The organism is Agromyces capsici, from assembly GCF_058349965.1.
Map to the genome: position 1 here is coordinate 100,726 of NZ_JBYRET010000002.1, position 23,738 is coordinate 124,463.

The 23,738-nt window shown below is 72.4% G+C and carries 25 protein-coding genes; 16 read left to right on the top strand and 9 right to left on the bottom strand.

Annotated elements, in window-relative coordinates; all coding sequences use genetic code 11:
- The first annotated feature begins 6 nt into the window (after positions 1-6).
- The 5 genes from AC3RKB_RS14370 (at position 7) to AC3RKB_RS14390 (ending at position 6,618) form a co-directional block, all read left to right on the top strand.
- Positions 7-1,482, top strand: a complete 1,476-nt coding sequence (locus AC3RKB_RS14370) for a four-carbon acid sugar kinase family protein (protein ID WP_491436943.1) — start codon at positions 7-9, stop codon at positions 1,480-1,482.
- 65 nt (positions 1,483-1,547) lie between these two features.
- On the top strand, positions 1,548-2,468 hold the full coding sequence (locus tag AC3RKB_RS14375; RefSeq protein WP_491436944.1) for an NAD(P)-dependent oxidoreductase: 921 nt from the start codon (positions 1,548-1,550) through the stop codon (positions 2,466-2,468).
- Positions 2,469-2,513: 45 nt separating this feature from the next.
- Positions 2,514-3,998: a GntP family transporter gene (locus AC3RKB_RS14380; RefSeq protein WP_491436945.1), complete on the top strand. Its 1,485-nt coding sequence runs from the start codon at positions 2,514-2,516 to the stop codon at positions 3,996-3,998.
- 187 nt (positions 3,999-4,185) lie between these two features.
- Positions 4,186-5,187, top strand: coding sequence for a class II fructose-bisphosphatase (gene glpX, locus AC3RKB_RS14385; protein WP_491436946.1), 1,002 nt, complete (start codon positions 4,186-4,188; stop codon positions 5,185-5,187).
- A gap of 57 nt (positions 5,188-5,244) precedes the next feature.
- Complete coding sequence (locus tag AC3RKB_RS14390) at positions 5,245-6,618, top strand: MFS transporter (protein WP_491436947.1); 1,374 nt, start codon at positions 5,245-5,247, stop codon at positions 6,616-6,618.
- Between the two features lie 72 nt (positions 6,619-6,690).
- On the opposite strand, the gene AC3RKB_RS14395 is transcribed toward AC3RKB_RS14390, so the two are convergent.
- Positions 6,691-8,178 (bottom strand): DNA recombination protein RmuC, encoded by a 1,488-nt coding sequence (locus AC3RKB_RS14395; RefSeq protein ID WP_491436948.1) that lies wholly within the window; start codon positions 8,176-8,178, stop codon positions 6,691-6,693.
- 119 nt (positions 8,179-8,297) lie between these two features.
- Positions 8,298-8,915, bottom strand: coding sequence for an exonuclease domain-containing protein (locus tag AC3RKB_RS14400; RefSeq protein ID WP_491436949.1), 618 nt, complete (start codon positions 8,913-8,915; stop codon positions 8,298-8,300).
- A gap of 122 nt (positions 8,916-9,037) precedes the next feature.
- Here AC3RKB_RS14400 and AC3RKB_RS14405 point away from each other — a divergent pair, with 122 nt between their 5' ends.
- On the top strand, positions 9,038-9,832 hold the full coding sequence (locus tag AC3RKB_RS14405) for a class I SAM-dependent methyltransferase (protein ID WP_491436950.1): 795 nt from the start codon (positions 9,038-9,040) through the stop codon (positions 9,830-9,832).
- A gap of 34 nt (positions 9,833-9,866) precedes the next feature.
- Here AC3RKB_RS14405 and AC3RKB_RS14410 read toward each other — a convergent pair whose 3' ends face one another.
- Positions 9,867-12,050 carry a caspase family protein gene (locus AC3RKB_RS14410; protein ID WP_491436951.1) on the bottom strand — a complete coding sequence of 728 codons (2,184 nt, stop codon included), beginning with the start codon at positions 12,048-12,050 and terminating at the stop codon, positions 9,867-9,869.
- Positions 12,051-12,099: 49 nt separating this feature from the next.
- Positions 12,100-14,223, bottom strand: a complete 2,124-nt coding sequence (locus AC3RKB_RS14415) for a DUF7363 domain-containing protein (RefSeq protein WP_491436952.1) — start codon at positions 14,221-14,223, stop codon at positions 12,100-12,102.
- Positions 14,224-14,268: 45 nt separating this feature from the next.
- Here AC3RKB_RS14415 and AC3RKB_RS14420 point away from each other — a divergent pair, with 45 nt between their 5' ends.
- The 5 genes from AC3RKB_RS14420 (at position 14,269) to AC3RKB_RS14440 (ending at position 17,654) form a co-directional block, all read left to right on the top strand.
- Positions 14,269-15,261 (top strand): DMT family transporter, encoded by a 993-nt coding sequence (locus tag AC3RKB_RS14420; protein WP_491436953.1) that lies wholly within the window; start codon positions 14,269-14,271, stop codon positions 15,259-15,261.
- A gap of 17 nt (positions 15,262-15,278) precedes the next feature.
- Positions 15,279-16,349, top strand: coding sequence for a redox-regulated ATPase YchF (ychF, locus tag AC3RKB_RS14425; RefSeq protein WP_491436954.1), 1,071 nt, complete (start codon positions 15,279-15,281; stop codon positions 16,347-16,349).
- A 15-nt stretch (positions 16,350-16,364) separates the two neighbouring features.
- Complete coding sequence (locus AC3RKB_RS14430) at positions 16,365-16,733, top strand: hypothetical protein (RefSeq protein ID WP_491436955.1); 369 nt, start codon at positions 16,365-16,367, stop codon at positions 16,731-16,733.
- Positions 16,734-16,826: 93 nt separating this feature from the next.
- A complete protein-coding gene (locus AC3RKB_RS14435; RefSeq protein WP_491436956.1) occupies positions 16,827-17,129 on the top strand; it encodes a DUF7668 domain-containing protein in 303 nt (100 codons plus the stop codon).
- A gap of 81 nt (positions 17,130-17,210) precedes the next feature.
- Positions 17,211-17,654, top strand: coding sequence for a hypothetical protein (locus tag AC3RKB_RS14440; protein WP_491436957.1), 444 nt, complete (start codon positions 17,211-17,213; stop codon positions 17,652-17,654).
- A gap of 35 nt (positions 17,655-17,689) precedes the next feature.
- Here AC3RKB_RS14440 and AC3RKB_RS14445 read toward each other — a convergent pair whose 3' ends face one another.
- On the bottom strand, positions 17,690-17,833 hold the full coding sequence (locus AC3RKB_RS14445; RefSeq protein ID WP_491436958.1) for a hypothetical protein: 144 nt from the start codon (positions 17,831-17,833) through the stop codon (positions 17,690-17,692).
- 423 nt (positions 17,834-18,256) lie between these two features.
- Between AC3RKB_RS14445 and AC3RKB_RS14450 the strand changes: the two genes are divergently transcribed.
- The 5 genes from AC3RKB_RS14450 (at position 18,257) to AC3RKB_RS14470 (ending at position 21,539) form a co-directional block, all read left to right on the top strand.
- The gene (locus tag AC3RKB_RS14450; protein WP_491436959.1) at positions 18,257-18,481 is read left to right on the top strand and encodes a FitA-like ribbon-helix-helix domain-containing protein; all 225 of its coding nucleotides are present in this window, start codon (positions 18,257-18,259) and stop codon (positions 18,479-18,481) included.
- A 2-nt stretch (positions 18,482-18,483) separates the two neighbouring features.
- Positions 18,484-18,909 carry a type II toxin-antitoxin system VapC family toxin gene (locus AC3RKB_RS14455; RefSeq protein WP_491437852.1) on the top strand — a complete coding sequence of 142 codons (426 nt, stop codon included), beginning with the start codon at positions 18,484-18,486 and terminating at the stop codon, positions 18,907-18,909.
- Between the two features lie 379 nt (positions 18,910-19,288).
- Positions 19,289-19,867: an RNA polymerase sigma factor gene (locus tag AC3RKB_RS14460; RefSeq protein ID WP_491436960.1), complete on the top strand. Its 579-nt coding sequence runs from the start codon at positions 19,289-19,291 to the stop codon at positions 19,865-19,867.
- 76 nt (positions 19,868-19,943) lie between these two features.
- Positions 19,944-21,245 carry a hypothetical protein gene (locus AC3RKB_RS14465; RefSeq protein WP_491436961.1) on the top strand — a complete coding sequence of 434 codons (1,302 nt, stop codon included), beginning with the start codon at positions 19,944-19,946 and terminating at the stop codon, positions 21,243-21,245.
- Positions 21,246-21,329: 84 nt separating this feature from the next.
- Positions 21,330-21,539, top strand: coding sequence for a dodecin (locus AC3RKB_RS14470; RefSeq protein ID WP_491436962.1), 210 nt, complete (start codon positions 21,330-21,332; stop codon positions 21,537-21,539).
- Between the two features lie 14 nt (positions 21,540-21,553).
- Here AC3RKB_RS14470 and AC3RKB_RS14475 read toward each other — a convergent pair whose 3' ends face one another.
- Genes AC3RKB_RS14475 through AC3RKB_RS14490 form a run of 4 tightly spaced genes read right to left on the bottom strand, consistent with a single transcriptional unit; the run spans position 21,554 to position 23,716 of the window.
- Positions 21,554-22,141 carry a VOC family protein gene (locus AC3RKB_RS14475; protein ID WP_491436963.1) on the bottom strand — a complete coding sequence of 196 codons (588 nt, stop codon included), beginning with the start codon at positions 22,139-22,141 and terminating at the stop codon, positions 21,554-21,556.
- Between the two features lie 42 nt (positions 22,142-22,183).
- A complete protein-coding gene (locus AC3RKB_RS14480; RefSeq protein ID WP_491436964.1) occupies positions 22,184-22,771 on the bottom strand; it encodes a 1-acyl-sn-glycerol-3-phosphate acyltransferase in 588 nt (195 codons plus the stop codon).
- A gap of 50 nt (positions 22,772-22,821) precedes the next feature.
- Entirely contained in the window at positions 22,822-23,439 is a 618-nt protein-coding gene (locus AC3RKB_RS14485) for a hypothetical protein (RefSeq protein WP_491436965.1), read from the bottom strand.
- 34 nt (positions 23,440-23,473) lie between these two features.
- Positions 23,474-23,716, bottom strand: a complete 243-nt coding sequence (locus tag AC3RKB_RS14490) for a hypothetical protein (RefSeq protein WP_491436966.1) — start codon at positions 23,714-23,716, stop codon at positions 23,474-23,476.
- Between the last annotated feature and the right edge of the window lie 22 nt (positions 23,717-23,738).

Consider the following 23,738-nt stretch of genomic DNA (forward strand, 5'->3'; position numbering starts at 1 on the left):
ACCTGTATGACAGCAGATAGCAGACGGGCGGATGAGCCGGTCTGCGGATACGAAGGAGTAGCCACCGTGAACGAACGCGACCTGCTCGCGGCCTTCCCGGCCCCCGTCGAGGTGCCCGCCGCACGCGTCGCCGAGGCAGTCGCCGCAGCGCCCCGCACGCTCGTCGTCCTGGACGACGACCCCACCGGCACCCAGTCCGTCGCCGGCCTGCCCGTGCTCACCAGCTGGGAGGTCGCCGACCTCGCCTGGGCCATCGCGCAGGACGCCCCGGCCGTCTACGTCCTCACCAACACGCGAAGCCTCGACCCCGCCGCGACGGCCGAGCGCAACCGCCAGGTCGTGCGCAACGCGCTCGCCGCGGCATCCGGTCGGCCGCTCGGGTTCGTCAGCCGCGGCGACTCGACGCTCCGCGGGCACTTCCCGCTCGAGACCGACGTGATCGCCGACGAGCTCGCGGCCGCCGGTGCGGGCGAGGTCGACGGCGTGGTGATCGTGCCCGCGTTCCCCGATGCCGGGCGCGTCACGATCGGCGGCGTGCACTACATGCGCGGCGCCAGCACGCTCACCCCGGTCGCCGAGACCGAGTTCGCGCGCGACTCCACGTTCGGCTACGCCGAGTCCGAGCTCGCGCGCTGGGTCGAGGAGAAGACCGGCGGCCGCCACCGCGCCGAGGACGTCATCGTGCTCGACCTCGGCGTCATCCGCGCCGGTGCCGAGGCCGTCGCCGAGGCGCTCGCCGCGGCATCCGCCCGCCGGCCCGTCGTCGCCGACGCCGTGACCGAGGACGACCTTCGGCTGCTTGCCCTGGGGCTCGAACTGGCCGAGCGCGCCGGCAAGCACTTCCTCTACCGCGTCGGCCCGCCGTTCGTGCGGGCCCGCATCGGGCAGCAGCAGCGCCATCCGCTCACCGCACCCGAGATCTTCGGCGAGCGGCCGCCCGCGACCGCCGGCGGCCTCGTCGTCGTGGGCTCGCACGTCGGCCTCACCTCGCGGCAGCTGGCCGCGCTGCGTCGCGAGCGCCCGGGCGCCGTCACATTCGAGCTCGACGTCGACCGCATCATCGCGCCCGAGGGCGCCGACGCGCACCTCGCCGACGTCGCCGCCGGGATCGCCGCCGCGCTCGAGACGGGCGACGTGATCGTGCACACGAGCCGCACCCTCGTGAAGACCGACGACCCCGACGAGAGCCTCGACATCTCGCGGCGCGTCTCGGCCGCCGTCGTCGACGTCGTGCAGCGCACGCTCGCGCTCCGCGCCCCGCGCTACGTCATCGCGAAGGGCGGCATCACCTCGAGCGACGTCGCCGCGCATGGCCTCGGCATCCGCCACGCCACCGTCCGCGGGCCGATGCTGCCCGGCATCGTCTCGCTCTGGGAGCCCGCGGACGGCCCCGCCGCCGGCATCCCCTACATCGTCTTCGCCGGCAACGTCGGCGACGACGACTCGCTCGCCGACGTCGTCGACGTGCTCAGCGCCGCCTGAAGCCGCCGTCGGACAACGGCCCCCGACAACCTCGAACCCCCGACCCTCGACCAAGGAAGATCGACATGACCGCCACCGCAACCGCCACCCGCTCGGCCACCGTCGCCGTGCTCGGCCTCGGCGCCATGGGCCTGCCCATGGCCACGCGCCTGACCACCGGACTCGCCGTCCACGGCTTCGACATCGCCGAGCCCCGCCTCGAGCTCGCCGCCGCCGCCGGCGTCACCCCGTTCGGATCGGCCCGCGAGGCCGTCGCCGGCGCTGACGCCGTGCTGCTCGCCGTGCGCGACGCCGCCCAGCTCGACGACGTGCTCTTCGCCGCGGGCACCGGCATCGCCGAGGCGCTCGCACCCGGTGCCGTCGTGATCCTCACGAGCACCGTCGGCACCGACGGCATCCCCGCCGTCGTCGACCGGCTCGCCGCCCACGGCGTCGACCTCGTCGACGCGCCGCTGTCGGGCGGCCCGGTCCGCGCCGGCGACGGCGACCTGCTCATCGTCGTCGGCGCCGCGCCGGCTGCGCTCGAGAAGGCCCGACCCGTGCTCGAGCTGCTCGCCTCCACGCTCACCGTCGTCGGCGACAAGCCGGGCGACGGCCAGGCGCTGAAGACCGTGAACCAGCTCCTCTGCGGTGTGCACATCGCCGCGGCCGCCGAGGCGCTGGCGCTGGCCGATGCGCTCGGGCTCGACCTCGAGAAGACCCTCGATGCGCTCCAGGCCGGCGCCGCCGGCTCCTTCATGCTCGGCAATCGCGGCCCGCGCGTGCTGCAGGCCTACGACGAGGACGGCGCCGAGGTGCTGAGCCGCCTCGACATCTTCGTCAAGGACATGGGCATCGTCGGCAAGGCCGCCCGCGCCGCTGGCCTGGCCACCCCCGTGGCATCCGCCGCCGAGCAGCTCTACCTCATCGGCCAGGCCCAGGGACTCGGCGCCGCCGACGACTCCGCGGTCGTCCGCGCGGTCGCGCCGGAGCGCCGCACCCGCTGACCCCTCCCATCCCACCCGACTACCCTCAACGTCAAAGGAGACATCATGTCGACGATCGCCCTGCTGGCCATCGCGGCGGGAGGCATCGGCCTCCTCCTGCTGCTCATCATCAGGTTCAAGGTCCACGCCTTCCTCGCGCTGCTCATCGTCAGCGTGCTCGTCGGGCTCGCGGCCGGCCTGCCGCTCGCCACGATCCCGGCGACCGACGACCAGCCCGAGCAGCTCGGCATCATCCCGGCGATCATCGCCGGAATGGGCGGCACGCTCGGCTCGGTCGCGATCCTCGTCGCGCTCGGCGCGATGCTCGGCAAGATCATCGAGCTCTCCGGCGGCGCGGAGAGCCTCGCCGGCCGCTTCACGAAGATCCTCGGACCCAAGCGCATCGCGGGCGCGCTCACCGCCGCGGCGCTCGTGCTCGCCATCCCGGTGTTCTTCGACGTCGGGTTCATCGTGCTCGTGCCGATCATCTACGGCTTCGCCAAGCTCGCCGACGTCGACCCGGTCAAGTTCGGCCTGCCGATCGCGGGCATCATGCTCGCCGTGCACGTCTCGATCCCCCCGCACCCCGGCATCGTCGGCGGCGCCGCGCTGCTCGGCGCCGACCTCGGCTGGATCACCCTCATCGGCCTCGCGATCACCATCCCGCTGGGCGTGCTCTCGCACTTCATGTCGAAGTGGCTGAACCGCCGCGACTACCCGATGCTGCCGGCGACGGCCGAGGCGTTCCACGCCTTCGGCGCCGAGCGCGGCGGCAACGGCGCGGGCGGCTCCGGCGGCACCGGCCGCTCGGGCCGCGGCCTCGCTCCCACCGGCGCGACCGCCCTGCTCACGCGCACCGAGGCTCCGCCGAGCGCGGGCATGATCGTGGGCCTCATCGTCACCCCGCTCATCATGATCGGCCTCGGCACGGTCGGTGCGACCGTGCTGCCCGCCGGCGACCCGGTGCGCGACGTGCTCGGCTTCATCGGCGCGCCCATCTTCGCCCTGCTCGTCACCGTGCTGCTCGCCGGCTACCTGCTCGGCACGCGCCGCGGCTGGAGCGCCGCGCACCTCGCCGAGGTCTTCGAGTCGGCGCTCGGCCCGGCCGCGGTGGTCATCCTGGTCACCGGCGCCGGCGGCTCGTTCGCCAAGATCCTCACCGAGTCGGGCATCGGCACCGCGCTCTCCGAGACGCTGCTCGCGACCGGCCTGCCGCTGCTCGTGCTGGCGTTCCTCGTCTCGCTCGCGCTGCGCGCCGCGCAGGGCTCGGCCACCGTTGCGATCCTCACCACTGCGGGCCTGCTCGCGGCGAGCATCACCGAGGGCGGCTACTCGACCGTGCAGGTCGCGCTGCTCGCGCTCGCGATCGCCTTCGGCGCGCTCGGCCTCTCGCACGTGAACGACTCGGGCTTCTGGGTCGTCACGCGCTACCTCGGGCTCTCGGTCCGCGACGGCCTCCGTAGCTGGACGCTGCTCACGACCACCCTCGGCATCGCCGGCTTCGTGCTGGTCGCCGTCGTGTGGAGCATCGTCAGCGCCGTCGGGGTCTGAGCCGACACGCCATCAGCGAAGGATGCCGGGAGGCCGCGCCGCACGCAACGCCTCCCGGCATCCTTCCGTCGTCGCCCATGGTTAAGAATCCCCGAACTTTCACGCCGTAACGCCGTCATTGGGCTGCTCCCGCCGGTGGCCGTCAGTAGGCTCGAACCGATCCCACGAACTTCTGGAGGACACCTCGATGGTGAGCACCGACACCGAAAGCCTCTACCTGCACCCCGATCGCAACATCGCGCTCGAGCTGGTGCGTGCCACCGAGGCGGCCGCCATCCGCTCGTACCCCTGGATCGGGCGGGGTGACAAGCTCGCCGCCGACGGCGCCGCGGTCGACGCGATGCGCGCGTTCCTGGGCACGGTCAACTTCGAGGGCGTCGTGGTGATCGGCGAGGGCGAGAAGGACGAGGCGCCCATGCTCTTCAACGGCGAGAAGGTCGGCAACGGGCGCGGCCCGGCGTGCGACATCGCGGTCGATCCGATCGACGGCACCTCGCTGACCGCCGCCGGGCGGCAGAATGCGCTGTCGGTGATCGCGGTCGCCGACCGCGGCACGATGCTCGACGCGTCATCCGTCTTCTACATGGACAAGATCGTGACGGATGCCGCGGGCATCGGCGTCGTCGACATCCGCAAGCCGATCGGCGACAACCTGCGCGCGCTCGCGAAGGCGAAGGGCAAGGACGTCGGCGAGCTGCGGGTCGCGGTACTGAACCGGCCTCGTCACGAGCAGCTGATCGCCGACATCCGTGCGGCCGGCGCGGGCACCCGGCTGATCTCCGACGGCGACGTCGCGGGCGGCATCAACGCGGCCCGGTACGAGTCGCGGATCGACATGTGCGTGGGCATCGGCGGCAGCCCCGAGGGCATCACCACGGCGTGCGCGATCAAGGCGCTCGGCGGGTTCATGCAGGGCCGCCTCGCCCCGAAGGACGACGCCGAGCGCGCCCGCGGCGAGGCCGCCGGGCTGGACTGCGACCAGGTGTACGAGCTCGACGACCTGGTGCGCAGCGACAACACGTTCTTCGTCGCCACGGGCGTGACCGACGGCGAGCTCGTCGACGGCGTGCGCAAGAAGGGCCCGATCATCCGCACCGAGTCCATCGTGCTGCGCGGCCGGTCGGGCACCATCCGTCGCGTGATCGCCGACCACCTCGTCGAGAAGTGGCTCGACGAAGGCGACCGCTGACCCTGCGCTGAGCGGAACCGCTCGCCCGATGCCGGTCGGATGGCCCAGACTGGCCGGGTGAGCTCCGAGACGCGGCTGCCGCGGGCCCTGCGCCCGTTCGGCGACGCGCAGTATCGCCTGCTCGTGGTGGCGCTTGCCGCGTCGCTCCTGTCGGCGGGCGCCTGGATCGTCGCGGCCGCCTGGCAGGTGATCGAGCTCGGCGGCTCGCCCATCGACCTGTCGATCGTGGCGGTCGGCGCGAGCCTCGGGCTCGTCGCGGCGGTGCTCGTCGGCGGCGTGGTCGCCGACCGGGTGCCGCAGCGCCGCATCCTCCTCGTCGTCGAGGCGGTGCGCTCCGTGGTGTTCGCGATCGCGGGGCTGCTCGCCGCGTCGGATGCGATCGAGGTGTGGCATCTCGCCGTGCTCTCGTTCGTGCTCGGCGTCGCCGACGGCTTCTTCTATCCCGCGTACTCCGCCTGGCTGCCGGCGCTCCTGCCGGCCGAGCAGCTGCTCGCCGCGAACGGCGTCGAGGGCGTGCTGCGACCGGTCGCCCAGAACGCGGCCGGGCCGGCGCTCGCGAGCATGCTGATCGCGGTGCAGGCGCCGTGGCTGGCCTTCCTCGTCGTCGCCGCCCTGCAGGTCGTCGCGATCGTCGGGCTCGGACTGATGCGCACGACGGCGGTGCGACGCGACCTCGAGGCGGAGCAGACGCACCCGGTGCGGCAGATGTTCGTCGATCTCCGCGACGGGTTCGCGTACCTGCTGCGAACGCGGTGGCTGTTCGCGACCCTCGCGTTCTCGATCCTGCTCGTGCTGGTCGTCATCGGTCCGATCGAGGTGCTGATCCCGTTCGCGGTGCGCGACCAGGCCGGCGGCGGTGCGGGGGAGTTCGCGCTGGTGCTCGCCGCGTTCGGACTCGGCGGTGCGGCGGGCTCGCTGCTCGTGGCGTCGTTCCGGCTGCCGCGGCGTTACCTCACGCTCATGATCCTCGCGTGGGGGTTCGGGTGCGTGCCGCTCGCCGTCATCGGCGTCACGCCGTGGCTGTGGGTCATGGTGGTCGCGACGTTCATCGTCGGCTTCCTGTTCGACGCCGCGCAGGTCGTGTGGGGCACCCTGCTGCAGCGTCGCGTTCCGCCCGCGATGCTCGGCCGCGTGTCGAGCCTCGACTTCTTCGTGTCGCTCGCGCTCATGCCGCTGTCGATGGCGGTCGCCGGCCCAGTGGGCGAATGGCTGGGCCTCGCCCCGGCGTTCCTCATCGCGGGGCTCGTGCCGCCGCTGCTCGCGGTGATCACGCTCGCCGCAGCACGACTCGGTGCCGACGAGCTCGCGCATCCGCTCGACGACGGCGCCATGGATGCGACCCAGACGACGGGCGCCGAGGCGGCGGCCGGGTTCGCCGCTCCGGTCGACGAGCCGCACCCGCCGCGAGAACGGCCGAACGAGACCGCGTGACGGAGGCCCGCCCGCTACGCGCGACGGTGGCTACGCGCGGGACGCGGGACGCGCGACGCGAGGCACGCAGCGCTAGGACGACGCGGTGCGGATGTGCTCGTCGAGGTCGGCGCCGTCGAACGCCGCGTCGATCGGGAGCTCGACGGCCTCGTGGTCGGAGTTCGCGTCGAGCTCGCCGGCGGCCGGGTCGACCACGGGCGCGTCGTCCGTGCGCGGGCTGAGCGGACGCGCGGCGACGTCGTCGGTCAGTTCGGGCGATGACAGTCGGCGCGGCGACTCGTGGATCGGCGTGGGCTCGGCGACGAGCGAGAGCTTGGTCTCGTTGATGCCGGGGAACTGGCGCGCCGTCACGAGCACGCGCGACTCGAGGGAGCTGGCGAACTTGTTGTAGCTGTCGACGGTGCGCTCGATCGCCTTGCGGAGCGAGTCGGCGTGGCCGGCGAGCACGCCGATGCGCTGGTAGAGCGTGTTGCCGAGGTCGAAGAGCTTCTTCGCCTCGTCGGAGACCGCCTGCTGCTGCCACGCGTAGTCGATGGTCTTGAGCACCGCGAACAGGTTGACGGGCGAGGCGAGGGCGACGCGGCGTTCGAACGCGTAGTTCAGCAGGCCCGCGTCGGCCTCGAGCGCCGCCGAGAGCAGCGACTCGTTCGGGATGAACGCGATGACGAACTCGGGCGACTCGAGACCCTGCCAGTAGCCCTTCTTGCCCAGCGCATCGATGTGCGAGCGCATGGCCCGCACGTGCTTCTCGATCAGCGACTTGCGGCGTGCGCCCTCCTCGCCGATCGCGGTCTCGGGGATCGCCGAGGCCTCGAGGTAGTGCTCGAGCGGCACCTTCGAGTCGAGGGGGATGAACTTGCCGCCCGGCAGGTACACCACGAGGTCGGGGCGCCCCCGGCCCTGGTCGGTGGCGATCTGGTGCTGCTCGCCGAAGTCGACGTGCTTGATCAGCCCGGCCGCCTCGACGACCCGGCGCAGCTGCGTCTCGCCCCACACCCCGCGGGTGCTGTTGTTGCGGAGCGCGCTCGCGAGCGACTCGGTCGTGGCGCGCAGCTCGGCGTCGGAGAGCTGCGCGCGCTTGAGCTGCTCGGCGATCGACCCGTACTGCTCGCTGCGCTGCTGCTCGAGCTCGGAGACCTTGCGCTGCATGGTCGCGAGCGTCTCGCGCACGGGGCTCAGCGCCTGCAGGACGGCGCTCTCGCGACGCTCGCGCTCGCTGCGCTCGGCCTGGTCGAGGCGCTGCTGCTCGAGCGCCTCGCGCTGCTGGCGGACCTGGTGCTCGAGCTGCTCGCGCAGGCCCGCCGCCGCGGCGTCGGCGGCCGCGAGCTCGGCGCGGAGCGTCGCCTGCACCTGGTGCTGCTCGGCGAGCACGGCCGCACGCTCGGACTCGGCCGCCGCGCGGAGCTCGAGGAGCGCCCGCTCATGACGCGCCTCGACGAGCGCCGGGTCTTCGACCGGCACGCCGGCCTCGGTCGTGCGCCGCGACGCCACGAGGTGCGTGACGAGCGCGCCGAGCGCGGCGCCGACGAGGAGGCCGATGACGAGCAGCAGGAGATCCATGCCGTCAGTGTGGCAGCGGCCCCCGACATCCGCGGACAGGCACCGCGCGTTGCGCCACTTCGGCGGGCTGCGCGCCACCCCGGCTGGCGCAGACGGCGCACACGTGGCGCAGCGGCGGATTACTGCAGCGCCATCGGCCCGTGCGAGGCGGCCTGCTCCCGCGCCGCCGCCGCCCCGATGGCGCCGACCCGTACGCGCGTGAGGTGCGCGAGCCGCTCGAGGTCGTCGGCCTCGTGCCGCTTCGCCGCGTGCACGACGATCGCGGCGCACGCCTCGGCGTCGGCCAGCGCGTCGTGGTGCGAGAAGTCCTCGAAGCCCGCCGCCATGGCCGCGGAGGGCAGCCGGTACGAGTCGAGGTGGTAGGTGCGCCGTGCGACCTGCAGGCTGCAGAGGTAGCGGAAGTCGGGCACCGCGAGGCCGTGCGCCTCGGTGGTCTTCACGATCACGCCCATGTCGAAGCCGGCGTTGTGCGCCACCAGCCAGTCGGCGCCCGCGAACTCGCGCAGGAACGGCAGGTGCACCTCCCAGCCGTCGGCACCGGCGACCATGTCGCGAGTGATGCCGTGGATGCGCACGTTCCACTCCGAGAACTCGTCGTGCGGGAACGGAGGCCGGATGTACCGGTGCTCGCGCTCGACCACCCGGCCGTCGACGACCTTCACGAGTCCGACGGAGCATGCCGAGGCGGCGGAGGCGTTGGCGGTCTCGAAGTCGATCGCGGTGAAGCTCACTGGCACGGGTGGATCGTCGCACGCGGCGCCGACACGGCCGGGCGCGTCGCCCCGCGCGTCGGCGATCCGCGGCCCGATCCGACCGAGGGCGGTTGACGGATGACACGGCGCGGGCGTGGAATGGCACCGTGGAGCAGCCGCAGCACGAGCCCGCGCCTGAGCGCGGCGCCCTCGTGAAGGACCCGTCCGACCCCGAGACCGTTCGCTCGGCGCGCTCCTTCGGTGCCGCGGCATCCGTCTACGGCGCCGCCCGGCCCGGGTACCCCGTCGAGACGGTCGCGTGGCTCGTCGGCGACGCGCGACGCGTGCTCGACCTCGGCGCCGGCACCGGCAAGCTCACCGAGGCGCTCGTCGCGCTCGACCTCGACGTGCTCGCGGTCGACCCGGTCGAGGAGATGCTCGAGGAACTGGAGGTGCGCGTGCCGGGCGTGCCGCGCATCCTCGGCACCGCCGAGGACATCCCGGTCGAGGACGCCTCGGTCGACGCCGTGGTCGCCGGTCAGGCGTGGCACTGGTTCCAGCGCGAACGCGCCGTGCCCGAGATCGCGCGGGTGCTCCGCCCCGGCGGCACGCTCGGCATCGTGTGGAACACCCGCGACACGTCGGTGGCCTGGCTCCGCGAGGCCGGGGCGATCATGCACGAGCGTCACGACGCGTCGGCGGCGTTCGAGGACTACGTGCGGGTCGGCCGGCCGTTCGGGCCGATCGAGGAGCGCCGGGTCGACTGGGTCGAGCGGATGTCGCGCGCGAGGTTCCTGGACCTGGTGCGTTCGCGCAGCTACTTCATCACCGCGCCGCCGGCCGAGCAGCGGTCCGTGATCGCCGCGCTCGAGACCCTGCTGGCCGCGCACCCCGACGTGGCGGGCGCCGAGGAGCTCGCGATCCCGTACGTGACGCGCTGCTTCCGGGCCCGCCTCGCCTGATCCGCCGACGCGGTGTGCGCCCGTTCCGGCGGGGTCACGCCTCCAGCACGTCGGCGACGGCGCGCAGCAGCGCCGCCACCGCGGCCGTGCGCCGGTCCGCCGCCGCGGACGGTGTGCTCGGCCGCAGGGTGGCCGGCCCCGCCGCGGCCGATCCCGGTCCCGCCGCGTCCGACCCCGGTTCGGGCTCGGCCTCCTTGCTGCGCCGCGCCGGCCCGAGCAGCACGCGCCCGGCGAGGACGTCGCTGCCGTGGATCTCGGGTGTCTGCCGGCGCTGGTCGCCGAAGGCCTCGAGCACCGCATGGTGGAACTCGCGGTTGCGCAGGCCGGCCGAGGTCGGCGCGGCCAGCAGCGGTGCGGCGATACGCGTGAAGTCGCCGTGGCCGGCCGACTCCCACGCGACCTCGGTCGAGCGGCAGGCGCTGAACAGGAACTCGCGGCCTGTGCGCGGCGACCGCCGGGCGGTCCGGGTCCGACGCTCGGCGGCGCGCACGGCCTGCAGCGCCTCGGCGCGCTCGGGCGTCGCGGCCTCGGTGCCCCGTCGGCGACGGAACGCCGCGACGGCCGCCTCGTCGAGGTCCACCCAGCGGGCGAGCGCGTCGTCGGGCAGTCCTTCCGCGGGCGCGCGGTTGGCCTCGCCCGAGTGGCAGCAGTCGAAGAACAGGGTCAGGCTCACGCCGCTCGGGATCACCTCCCAGATGCGGGCGAGGTCGTCGTCGAGGATCAGCGCGCCGTCGCGGAAGTCGACCGGGCAGAGGGCCTCGTCCTCGTTCTCCTCGCCGGCGGTCTCGTCGCCGTCGAGGTCGGGCGCGGTCGTGCCGTGGCCCGAGTACTGGACCGCGAGCACGTCGCCGGGGGCGGCCTCGCTCACCAGGTCGAGGATGGCGGTGAGGATCGCCTCGCGGGTGGCCTGCTCGTTGGTGAGCGAGGTGACGTCGAACTCGCGCGCCTCGAATGCCTCGCGCCACATCGTCGCGTCGGCGACGCAGCCGCGCAGCCGGTCGCGCGGCGTCGGGTAGTCGTCGATGCCGATGCAGAGCGCGCGCCGGTTCGAGCGGCCCGCGCGGCTCGTCGCGGCGGGGTCGTCGACGACCGACTCGGGGAGGAGGATCTCGCGGGAGCCCGCGACCGTGCCGAATGAGTCGACGTCGGCCCGGCCCGTGACGCGCCGCAGCACGCTGTCCATGGTGGCGATGTCGTTGTCGAAGCCGCCGTGCGAGCGGCTCCCGCTACCCGACCTCGGTCCGCGGTCGCGCGGCGCGAGCACGAGCTCGCCGTCCGTCGCGGGCGGCCGGGTGATGAACGCGGCGACGGCACGGGTCCGGGCGATGTCCTTCTCGAGGCCGAGGATCGGCGTGTCCTTCGAGGACTCGAACGAACGCGACACGAGGTACAGCAGCGACTTGCCGTAGAGCCCCACGCACGTGTCGGCCTGTTCGGTCTCGTCGTCCATGTTGAAGACCGCGAGGCGCTCGATCGCGCCATCCTTCGCCCGGTCCAGCAGCTTCTCGGTGAACGTGTCGATCCGCACCGCTGGGGCGAGGAACGACACCGTCTCGAACCGCGGCACGCCCTCGTCGAGCGCGACCGGCAGGAAGTGCGAGTGGAAGATCGAGCCGGCGCTGTGGCCGACCGCGTGCACCGAAACCGTGTTGGGGTTCGCCGCGACGAACCGGCCGAGCTCCCCGGCGACCACGCGGGCGCCGCCGTCGGCAGCGGAGGCCGCGGCCGCGTCGACCTTCATGTCGTTCCAGATCCCGGGGCCGCCGAGCAGCCGTGCCGCGACCTCGATGAAGTTGTCGCGCGCGTCGTCGAGCCATCCGCGGCGCCCGCCGCTCGCCCATCGGGAGAGCGAGTCCCCGACGGCCGACCAGATGCCGGTCTCCCACACGAAGTGGATGGGGTAGACGCCGTTGCGCTTCCACCAGTCGACCTGCTGCTCGGCGATCGCGAAGCCCGCGTCCTTGTCGACGAGGCCGCCGTGCGCCCACAGCACGATCGGGACGGGACCGGGCCGGTGCTCCTCGATGAAGGCCGGGAGATGCGTGCGGAAGATCTCCCGCACGTCGGCCTCGGTCGAGCGGTACTCGCCGACGGTCTTCGGTGCTCGCGCGCCGCGCGCGGCGAGGCGCCCGTCCTGCAGGTTGACGACGTGGGGGCGGAGCGCGGCGAGCCGCGCGGGGCTCAGCGTCGACGCGGCCCTGGTCTCGGTGGTGGTCATGGCCCTTCCCCCTTCTGCGCGATCCGCTCCGTCGCGGTCGCGCCTCTCGTCACTCCACGCGCACGCGCGCGTCGGGGTGCGCGTACACCGCGTACGCGAGCGCCGACGCGTCGCCCGCGGCGCTCGCTGCCGCCCGCCCGGCCCGCGCCGCGCGCGAGATCGTCGATCCGTCGGCGAGTTCGTCGTAGAACGCCTCGACGAAGCGGCTCGCGGGTTCGTCGCCGACCGACCAGCCGCATCCGACGAACGCGGCGGCGCCGCCCCGCAGGAACGCCTCGGCGAACCCGCCCAGGCCCGGCGTGCCCGACGGGAGTCGCCCGACGTCGCACGCGTTGAGCACGACGATCGGGCCGAGCGCCTCGGAGGCGGGCCGATGCAGCAGGTCGCGGCGCGCGTCGGCGTCGGTGTACCGGCCGGTCGGCGTGGCGTCGTCGTCGCGGTACCCGCCGAGGAGCAGCTCCTGGTGTCGCTCCGCGCCGCTCGCCCAGCGGCCGTGCCCGGCGAAGTGCAGCAGGTCGAAGCCGCCCGACATGAGGGCCGCGAGCCCGTCGGCGGCATCGGGTTCGACCGCGATGGCCCCGAACCGGCGGTGCACGACCTCGCCCTCACCGGCCGTCCGCGCGAGTGCGAGCGCCGGGGTCGAGTACTCGGGGCAGAGGTATCGGGCGCGACTGCGGCGCACGCGGATGGCGGTGGGGTGCGCGGTGTCGTACACCCAGCGCGTCGCGCCGTACTCGGCGATGAAGCGATCGCCGGCGGATGGCTCGCGCCCGGGTTCGTGCACCAGGAGCAGCTCCCACGGCAGGTCGACCTCGCCGGTCGTCTGCACCACGAGGCCGTCGAGCTCGTCGCGGTGCGCCCACAGCAGCTCGCGTGCGCGCGTGTCGAGGAGCTGGCCGGCGAGGGCCGCTCCGATCCGGCGGAGCCGGCGGTCGGACACCTCGGCGCGTTCGGACGCCGGCAGGTCGGCCAGCTCTGCGCGCAGCCCGGCGATGGACGCGTCGACGTTGCGCACGAAGCGCGCCTTGTCGCCGACCTTCACGCGGAACCGGTGCGTCTCGCCGCCGACGGAGACCGCCGCGTGCAGCGTGGAGCGACCGCCGACGAGCTCCTCGTCGAGCCGGATCGTCGGCAGCGCGGCGACCGCGGGGTCGGGGTCGGTGACGGATGCCGCGACTCGCGCCACGCCCGCCTGGTCGTGGTCGTGGGAGCCGACGACCTCGACCGTGAGCCGGAGCGTCGCGAGCGGCAGCTCCGAATCCTGCCGGATGATGACCGACACCTCGGCCGGGCCGCGATCGACGGCGATGAGCTTGAAGCGCGCCTCGGCCGCACCCGACGAGGGGAGCCGGAGCGAGCGGGTCCGCAGCGCGCCGAGCGGGAAGCGGAATCCGCGCGGAACGACGGTGACCGTCACGGGACGTTCCGCGACGACCGGGATGTCGGCGCGATCCTCGACCACGTCGGGGGAGGCCTCGATCGCGCCCCGGCTGAGCCGCACGAGGAGCGTCGTCGAGGCGCCGGCCGCGACGATCGGCTTCATCTCGGCCTGGATCTGGGCGGGCACCCGCGGTGCCGGCGCCTCGGGCACGGGCATGGGCGGGGCGGGCGCCGGCGGCACGGGTGCGATCGGCGGCACCTCGACGGGTCCGCGCGTCACCACGTCGCCCGGCGCCCCGCCGGGCGGCTCCATCTGCGGCATCTCCAGGCCGGGCGGCTCCGCCTGCGGCAGTTCCAAGCCGGGCGGCTCCGCCTGGGGCAGCTCCTCGCCGCCGCCGAAGCCGGGACCAGGGACGCCCGACAGCTCGAATGCGTGCGCGAACATCGCCGCGTCATCCGCCGTCGCGAACTCGAGCACCACGATCCGGGTTCCGGGCTCGGGGATCGTGATCTCGAACGTCGCACCGTCGGCCACCGGCTGGAACGGGACGACCGCCGCCGACCCGTCGGGCAGCGACAGGAACACGGCGAGCCGCGAGGCATCCGTCGACCGCACCGCCACCCGCAGGCGCGGGAACCCGAACGCGCCCGAGTCGGGGTCGGGCACCGCGACGACGTCGGCGAGCACCTCCGTCATGCCGATGGGCGGCATCGTCGACGGCAGCGGCGCGTCCGCATTCACGAGCGTCGCGGGCGGCGTGATCTCGGCGACCACGCGTCCTGCCTGCAGCATCCGTTGCCCTCCCAGGGTCGACCGAGCGGGCCCAGGGTGCGGCCCATGGAACGGACGCTACGCCTGGACGGCCCGCTGCGCATCAGGGTGCGCACCGATGCCGTCGGCGGTGACCGATGCAGCACGTACGCTGGACCGGTGAAGCGCGGCCGGGTCTACCTCTTCCTGGCGCTCGCCAACCTGTTCTGGGCCGGCAACTACGTCGTCGGCGAGCTGGTGACGCGTGAGATCACGCCGATCTCGCTCACGTTCTTCCGCTGGGCGTTCGCGTTCCTGCCGCTGATCGCGCTCGCCTGGCTCATCGAGCGCCCGGACTGGCGCGCGGCGCTGCGCGAGTGGCGGATGCACCTGCTCCAGTCGGCCCTCGGCCTGACGGGCTACACGCTGCTCCTGTACGCCGCGCTCGGCCTCACGGGTGCCGTCAGCGCGGCGGTCATCAGCGCCGTCAACCCGGCGACGATCGCGCTCGGCGCGACGATCTTCCTGCGCGAGCAGCTCAGTCGCGTGCAGGTCCTGGGCCTCGTCGTCGCGTTCGCCGGCGTGACGATCGTGCTCACCGGCGGCGACCTCGGACTGCTCCTGGAGCAGGGGTTCGGCGCCGGCGACCTGCTCGTGCTCGCCTCCGTGGTCGCGTGGACCGTGTACTCGCTCATCTCCCGGCGCCTGGCGACGCCGCCCATCACGGCGACCGCCGTGCAGGGCGTGTTCGCCGTCGTGACGATGCTGCCCGTGATCGCCGTCACGGGCGTGTCGCTGCCCTCGAGCGCGGGCGGCGCGCTCGGGCTCGCCTACATCGTGATCTTCCCCTCCATGGCGGGGTACGCCTTCTGGAACATCGGCGCGTCGAAGGTCGGTCCCGCACGCGCGGGCATCTTCCTCAACCTGCTGCCGGTGTTCACGGTCGCGATCGCGCTCGCGTTCGGTGCGACACTCGAGCCGCCCGCCCTCGTCGGCGGTGCGCTCGTCGTCGCAGGGGTCTACCTGACGCTCCACCAGCGTCGTGCGAAGCTCGACGGTCAGGTGCCGCGACCCGCCTGACGGTACGATGGACGCCCGTGGCACTCACCATCGGAATCGTCGGCCTCCCCAACGTCGGCAAGTCGACCCTCTTCAACGCCCTCACCAAGAACACGGTGCTCGCGGCGAACTACCCCTTCGCGACGATCGAGCCCAACGTCGGCGTGGTGAACCTGCCCGACCCGCGGCTCGAGACGCTCGCGAAGATCTTCGGGTCCGAGCGCATCCTGCCCGCGGCCGTGTCGTTCGTCGACATCGCCGGCATCGTGAAGGGCGCCTCGGAGGGCGAGGGGCTCGGCAACAAGTTCCTCGCGAACATCCGCGAGGCCGACGCGATCGCGCAGGTCGTCCGCGGCTTCGAGGACTCCGACGTCGTGCACGTCGAGGGCGTCGTCGATCCGAAGAACGACATGGAGACGATCAACGCCGAGCTGATCCTCGCCGACCTCGAGACCCTCGAGCGCGCCATCACGCGCTACGAGAAGGAGGTCAAGGGCAAGAAGCTCGACCCCTCGGTCCTCGCCGCCGCGAAGGAGGCGCAGGAGGAGCTGCAGCGGGGCACGCCCCTGTCGGCGTCGAAGGTCGACATCGCGCCCATCGCCGAGCTCGGGCTGCTCACCGCGAAGCCCTTCATCTACGTCTTCAACGTCGACGAGGCGGTGCTGACGGATACCGCGAAGAAGGCCGAGCTCGCCGCGCTGGTCGCCCCCGCCGAGGCCGTGTTCCTCGACGCGAAGATTGAGTCCGAGCTCATCGACCTCGACCCCGACGACGCGGCCGAGCTGCTCGCGTCGACCGGGCAGGACGAGTCGGGCCTCGACCAGCTCGCGCGCGTCGGCTTCGACACGCTCGGCCTGCAGACCTACCTCACAGCCGGCCCCAAGGAGTCGCGCGCCTGGACGATCCGCAAGGGCTGGAAGGCCCCGCAGGCCGCCGGGGTCATCCACACCGACTTCGAGAAGGGCTTCATCAAGGCCGAGGTCATCTCGTTCGACGACCTCGTCGAGACCGGTTCGGTCGCCGAGGCCCGCGCCAAGGGCAAGGCCCGCATGGAGGGCAAGGACTACGTCATGCAGGACGGCGACGTGGTTGAGTTCCGTCACAGTTAGGTATCTGGGAGAACCGTGATTGACGAGGGCGATCGGGGGAGAGCGTTGGCAGTCGCCGTGGCTGAGCGGGTCACGGCGAAGTACCCTGCGACCTCTGTCGAGATTCGCGACGGTGCAGGTTTCCACGGGACAGTCGCGACCTTCACCCCTCGAAACCCTGACGGCGCGCGGCTAGTGTTGCTCGCCGCATATGACTGGTCCTTCGACATCCACGCGGGGCGGTTCATTCTCTTCGACATGGAGCCGATGGAGGGGAGCGAGTCTCAACAAATCGACCTGATTGTGGAGGCGATACTGGAGGTGGCGCGCGAAGGAATCTCGCGGGGCTTCTTCGACCGCCTCATCTCATTCGGACGAGATCGAGTGGGGCCGTGGGGCAAGTAGTGGACGGGTACGTCGTGGAGTTCCGCTTCAACGTCTAGTCGCGGTCGGCGGTTCGGCGAGTCGGGTCGTCGGACGGTGGCATACCCTCGGTCCATGCCCGGAATCCCGCCCGAGTTCCGCCCCGCCGTGAGGCGCGAGCTGGATGCTCTGGTGTCAGGCGAGCGGCCCGAGTTCATGGTGTGGGTGCGCGAGTACGGCGGATCCGGAGCTCAGCTCGTTCTCCAGCCGGAGTCGATCTGGGACCATCCATGGACCCAGTTCGGCGCCCGACCGGACGGTTCCTGCTTCGGGGCCGTCCCGCTCTGGACGCGCTCGGAGTCGCCGAGTGACCTGTCGGCGGAGTTCGAGATCGACATCGAGGGAATCGCGAGGTTGACCGATGTGCACGTACTGTAGCTCGTCGGGAGAGGTCGATCCGCGACGGAATCGGGCGGTTTCCGGTTCGACGACGTGCGGGTGGGCGCGATGAGCTCACCGGTGCTCGAGATCGAGCCGGGGTCGAAGGTCGTCGAGAGCACGTGCGATCACTGCAGTCGGCCGATGACCCGTGTCACGAGCTTCGTGAAGCGGGACGGCGATGCACACGCAGTGAGCTTCGCCTCGTGCACGCACCATGACGGTCACGAAGTCTGGCTCGATGTGGTGTTCTCGCCGACCTGGGGTGAGGACCCGTCGGACCGGGTCAGCTTCGGATGTCGCGTCGGCCCCGTGGACGGGCAGATCGAGCCGGCCGCGTCCTTGGTCCCGGCCGCTGCCGCATGGCCGGACTCCGAGATGTTCGGCACCCGGTTGTCGCGGGATGACGCGCTCGCGCATCCGCTGCTGGGCGACTTCTGGCAGGTGGTCGACCATGTGCTCGTCCACGAGCCCGTCGTTCGCGACCATCTCTACGGGCCGGACGCGACGTTCGCCGAGGAGTAATCCGGGAACGCAGGCGGCGACGCGATCTCGGACGCTCAACCGAGCGGGCTGATCACCGTCACGCGGAACGGTTCGGCCATGTGCTGCGCCAGAGGTTCGAAGACCCCGGTCGCCATGGCCTTCTCCAGGTGCGCCATCCGTGCCTCGACCGAGTCCCAGTCCGCGATCTCGACGAGCATGTCGGGGTCGTCGACCACCTCGTAGCGCGTGCTGCCCAGGTAGCCGGGGCGGTTCCGACCCTGGACGGCGATGATGTCGTCGAGCAGGCGCTTGAGCTCGTCCCGCTCACCCGGTCGGGCCTACATCTCGATGATCACCTTGATGGCCACGTCGTCACATCCTTCTGCGGGTGCCCGCCCGCCTGCTCGGAGCCTACGCCCAGGGCGCGCGAAGGTGCCTGCTCATTCGACCCCGATCAGTTCCGGGGATGGGCGCCATGGAGCGGGCCACGATCGCGACGATCGAGAGGATGTTCGTCGGGTCTCGACGGGTGCCACGGGAGCGCCGGTGGCGTGCAGCGGTGAGGTCATGCACGGATCATTCGGCTCGTCGGCCGTCGTCCGACGTTGCTAGCATTGCTAGCAGATCTGGAGGATGGTGTGATGGGCACGATCACGGTGCGAAACCTCGATGATGCCGTCCAGCAGCGCCTGCGCGAGCGCGCTGCGGCGCACGGGCGCTCGATGGAGGCGGAGGTGCGGGCGATCCTGACGACCGCCGTCGGCCCGGTCGACTTCGTGAAGGATTGGCTCGGGCTGGCAGTCGAGTACGGCGGCGTCCAATTGCCCGCGCCGGCTCGGAGCGCGCCCCGGGAGATCGACCTGTGATCGTGCTCGACACGAACGTCCTCTCCGAGCCGATCCGGGCATCGCCGGATCCGGGCGTGATCGACTGGCTGAGGCGACTCGATGAGCCGACCGCGATCACCGCGGTGAGCGTCGGCGAGCTTCTCGACGGTGCCGGGCGGCTTGCTCCCGGTCGACGGAGGGACGGGCTGATCACGGCGATCGAGCGGATCGTCGAGTCGCACAGCGGAAGCGTGGTGCCCTACGACGATCGGGCGGCTCGCGCCTACGCGCGGCTGCAGTCGACGCGGCGGGCAGCAGGTCGCCCGCTCAGCGTGGAGGACGGGATGATCGCCGCCATCTGCGTCGTCGCAGGCGCGCGTCTCGCGACTCGCAACACCGCCGACTTCGACGGGCTCGGCCTCGACCTGGTGAACCCGTGGGAGCAAGATGGCGAGGAAATGTCATGAACCGCTTGCATTGCGCGCCGACCGGCGTATGATCGTCTTCACCACCGGAGGACGCTCCGGCATAGAAAGGCCCCGACGAGTCGACAGACGCCAGGGCCTTTCAGGCTGTCTGGGGCCGTTTCCTGCCCTCAGCTCATGCACGCCACCTGGCTGATCCAGCCGTATCCGTAGGCGTCGTGGCCGAACACGACGTCCACCGGCTCGCCGGCCTCCGCGATTCGCCACGTCGCCTGGGTCAAGAGGGGGTCGAGGCGCAGCACACGGCGCGCGGTGTTCGGGTCGACAGCGAGATCGTAGGGGACGCGCGTGTCACTCCTCGATTCGCGGCGGATCGGCCCACCGCGTGCAAGACTCGCCCCAGTCGCGACACAAGCAGGACGTGAGCAACGCGAGCACGGACGTCACCGATGCCGACACGACCCGAGAGGTGCCGATGCCCGACCAGGCCGAGCCGCCGGCGGTGAGCGACGACGCCCTGGCGTGGTTCACCGGCGTCGTCCGCGAGCATTCGACCGCGCTCGTGCGGTACTTCGCTCGGCGCGGCCCCCGCCAGGACGCCGAGGATCTCGCGGCCGACGTGTTCGCGACCGCGTGGCGGCGGCGCGACGACGTGCCCCGCGAGGCCGTGCTGCCGTGGCTGTACCGGACCGCCGGCTTCACGCTCGCCAACCACCGGCGCAAGCTCGTCGACCTGCCCGTCGACGAGGTGCCCGAGCGAGCCGAGCTGCGCATCGACGAGGACCCCGAGCTCAGCGCGCTCTTCGACGCCGAGCTGCGCGGCGCGCTCATGAGCGTCGGCGAGCGCGACCGCCGCATCCTGCTCCTGCACGCCTGGGAGGGTCTCGACGGCGAGGAGCTCGCCGCCGTGCTCGGCATCTCGCGGTCGGGGGCGGATGCCGCGCTCTCACGTGCGCGCAAGCGACTCCGCGAGGCGTGGGGCGAGCGGATGTCGTTCTGATCCGAGTCCGGCTGCAAGGTCCCGGGGTCACGGCACATATGCGTGATGAGACCGGATGCCACGGAGGGTGATCGACATGAACGACGACGAGCAGCGCGACCCGCTGGAACGACTGCGCGCCGCCGACCCCGCGGCCGGCCTCGAGCCGCGCGAGGGCTTCGCCGACGGCGTCGTCGCGCGGGCCGCCGCCCCCGCCGAGACGCCGGCCGCCGCCGAGGACGCCGCACCGGTCGCCGACCTCGAATCGGAACGCGCTCGCCGGCGGCCCGTGTGGCCGCAGATCGCGGCGGTCGCCGCCTCGCTCGTCGTCGTCGGCGCCGTCGCGTACGGCCTCGGGTCGACGACCGGGGGCGCCACGAACCTCGCGGGCGGTGCGGCGCCGCCCATCTCGCTGGCCACCGGCGCGGACGCCGGCGTGACCGAGCAGGGCATGCCCGAGCCCTCGACCGGCGACCTCAAGATGTCGACGCCCGGCGTCGGCGGCATGATCTACCCGTACGGCGCCGGTCGGAACTCGTTCCATGCGTCGGGGCTCTCCACGTCGGCGGGCTCGGCGGCGACCTACGGGTTCGATGCGCGCGCGGCATCCGACGCCGACACCATCGCGGCGCTCGCCGCGGCGCTGGGCGTCGCGGGCACGCCCGTGCTCGAGAACGGCTCGTGGACCGTGGGGCCGCAGGACGGCAGCGGCCCGACGCTCGGGGTGTCGCTCGACGGCACGTTGGGATTCTGGTTCTCCGACCCGCGGATCAACCCGTGGCAGTGCGCCGACGGCGCCGAGACGTGCGAGCCGACCGGCGACCTCCCGAGCGAGCAGGCGGCCGTCGACGCGCTGCGCTCGCTGCTCGCGTCGACGGGTCGTGACCCCGCCGGCTACGAGTTCACCTCCGAGACCTGGGACGGAGCCGTCACCCGGTCGGCGCAGGCCTGGCCGGTTGTCGACGGCCAGCGCATCGACCAGGCATGGACCGTCGAGCTCTCGAACGACGGGATGGTGAGCGCCTCGGGGGCGCTCGCCGAGCTGATCGCCCTCGGCGAGTACCAGATCGTCAGCGAGCAGGAGGCGTTCGAGCGACTCTCCGATCCGCGGTTCGGGGCGCAGATGACCGCGCTGCCGATCGCGATGCGCGACGCCGCCGTCACGACCGAGGAGTGGGTGCCGCCGACCGAGCCGCCCGCCGCGCCGAGCCCCGGCAGCGTCGTGGCCTGGCCGGTCGCCGACGTCGAGATCGTCGAGGCCCGCCTCGGCCTCGCGAGCCAGTGGCAGCCCGACGGCAGCGTGCTCGTCGTGCCGGCCTACGAGTTCACGGATGTCGACGGCGGCACGTGGTCGGTCATCGCGGTCGCCGACGACGAGCTCGACTTCGACGCGCGGTAGCGAGACGGGGGCCTGTTGCGGCCGGGGTCCCGCTGACTAGGGTCGAGGCATCTCGCGATGGCGCGGGAGTGAGGAGCACGCACCATGCACGATCACGTCTACCGCGTCACCGAGATCGTCGGGACCTCTCCCGACGGCACGGATGCCGCCATCCGGAACGCCATCGCGCGAGCGACCTCCACCCTGAGGAACGTGGACTGGTTCGAGGTGGTCTCGACGCGCGGCCACGTCGACGAGGGCAACGTCGCGCACTTCCAGGTCACGCTCAAGGTCGGGTTCCGGCTCGAGGACTAGCAAGCGCGCCCGGCTCACCGCGGCAGCGGGTTCGGGCCGGTCGCCGTGACCAGCCGCTGCGGGACCCAGCCCTCGACGTGGCGGATGCCGTCGAACGTGCCGCCCTGCAGTTCGATCACCTCGCGCAGCGGGCGCTGGTGGAACTTCACATGCGTGAAGTCCTCGAACAGGACGTAGTACGGCTCGTTCCACCGGTTCTGGAACTGCTGGCCGGTCAGCACCTCTCGATGCGTGCGCGAGAACGCGTCGACCTCGTCGCCGACGACGACGCCGAAGTGCTCCATGCCCATCTTGTAGACGCGCTGGTGCACGGGCGGGATGAGTTCGATGAGGGGGATCTCCTTGCCGTCGAGGACCTGGAGCGGCTCGGCGAGGAGGAGCATGGACATCGGCCGCCCGTTCCAGATGCCCTCCATGTTGGCGGTGGAGTGCCGTTCGAGCAGGGTGCGCACGTGGACGTACTGGTCCCACTCCGGCACGCGGTAGGCGAGGTGGCCCAGCTCGTACGGCGAGATGTCGATGCCGCGGGCGAGCAGGCGGTCACGCTGCTGCGCGACGAACGCGCGGTAGTCCCCGAGGATGTCGCCGACCGGATCGGACATCGTCCGCTCCTCTCCGCTGCCATCCTACGGCGGGGCGGCGCATCAGGCCGCAGCGGCCCCGCCGGCGCTCTCGTCGCGGAGCCGCGGCTCGGTGCGCAGCTCCGGGCGCAGGCCCGACTTGTCGGCGTAGAACGCACGGATGCGATCCATGTCGGCGGCGACGTCGCCGGTGAGCTCGAACGTCGGGCCCAGCCCCGTGGTCATCGTCGTGCGGTCGACGAACCCGAGGGTCACCGGCATCCCGGTCTCGCGGGCGATGCGGTAGAAGCCCGACTTCCAGTACTCGTTCGCGCCCCGCGTGCCATCGGGGGTGACCACGAGCCCGAACACCTCGCCTGACCGGATGCGCGCGACGACCTCGGCGACGACGCGGCTCGGGTCGGAACGGTCGACCGGGATCCCGCCGAGGCGACGCATGATCGGGCCGCGCCAGCCGGCGAACAGGCTGGCCTTGCCGAGCCAGCGGATGTCGATCCCGTACCGCCAGGCGATGCCGAGCATCAGCACGAAGTCCCAGTTCGACGTGTGCGGCGCCCCGATCAGCACCGAGGGACGGCCGGGTGCGGGCTCGCCCGCGAGGGTCCACCTGCTGCAGGCCCAGTAGATGCGGGAGACGAGCTGTCGGAGCATCCGGCAACCCTATGCCAGAACCCATGTCGGTCGCGGCATGCGTTGGCCAGTCAGTCCCGGGATTCCGGGGCGCGGCGGGCGTCGGATGTCGCGTCGCCGGCGCTCTGGCGCCAGTCGGTGTCGAGCGTCTCGCGGTACCGCTGCCGCTCGGGGTCGCTCGCGACCGCGCGGAACAGGCGGGACCCGACCGGCGGGCGCAGGCCCCGTCGGCCGCGCTCCGCGCTCATCCATGCCCGTCGTCGCATCGAGCGCCGGTGCCCGAGGATGCCGCCGACGGCGAGCAGTGCCGCTCCGAGGAGGTACCAGGCCCAGAACCACCACTGGTAACCCGGCATGAGGATGAGCTGGATCGCGCTGACGATGAGCACCAGGATGCCCGAATAGTAGGCGGCGAGTCCCGCGGTGCGCAGGCTCGGGAACGTCGGCGCAGCCTCGCGGAGCGCCCACGATGCGGCGTGGTCGTCGCGGACCTGCCGCACGAGGTCGCGGTCGGGCGAGTCGGCCATGCCGTCGAGCACGTTCGTGAGCTGCTCGGCGCGCTTGAGGTCGTCGGCCGAGGCGTTGAGCCGGGGCGCGATGAGGGCGCCCGCGACGGTGAGCACCGTGACGAGGATCGGCACGACGATCCCGCTGACGGTCGCGGTACCGGCTTCCAGTGCGAGCGGCATCGGCACCTCCACTCGCGCTCAGGCTAGCGCGGTTTCAGGCCGCAGGCACGGGGCAGTGCAGGTGCGTGGGCGTCGTCGCGTCGCCGCGGTCGATGCGGTGCTCGGCCATCGGCGCGCCGCACAGCGGGCAGGCGGGGTCGGCGGGCGGCTGGTAGGGCGCCTCGGGTCGGCCGATGCCGACCTGCGCCGGACCCGCGACGGGGTAGAGGAGTTGGTTGACGCGCGCCCAGAAGCCGGGGACGCCCTTCCACGGATTCGGCAGTTTTTCTTCGTGCACGAATGATTAGTGTACTCGCTAT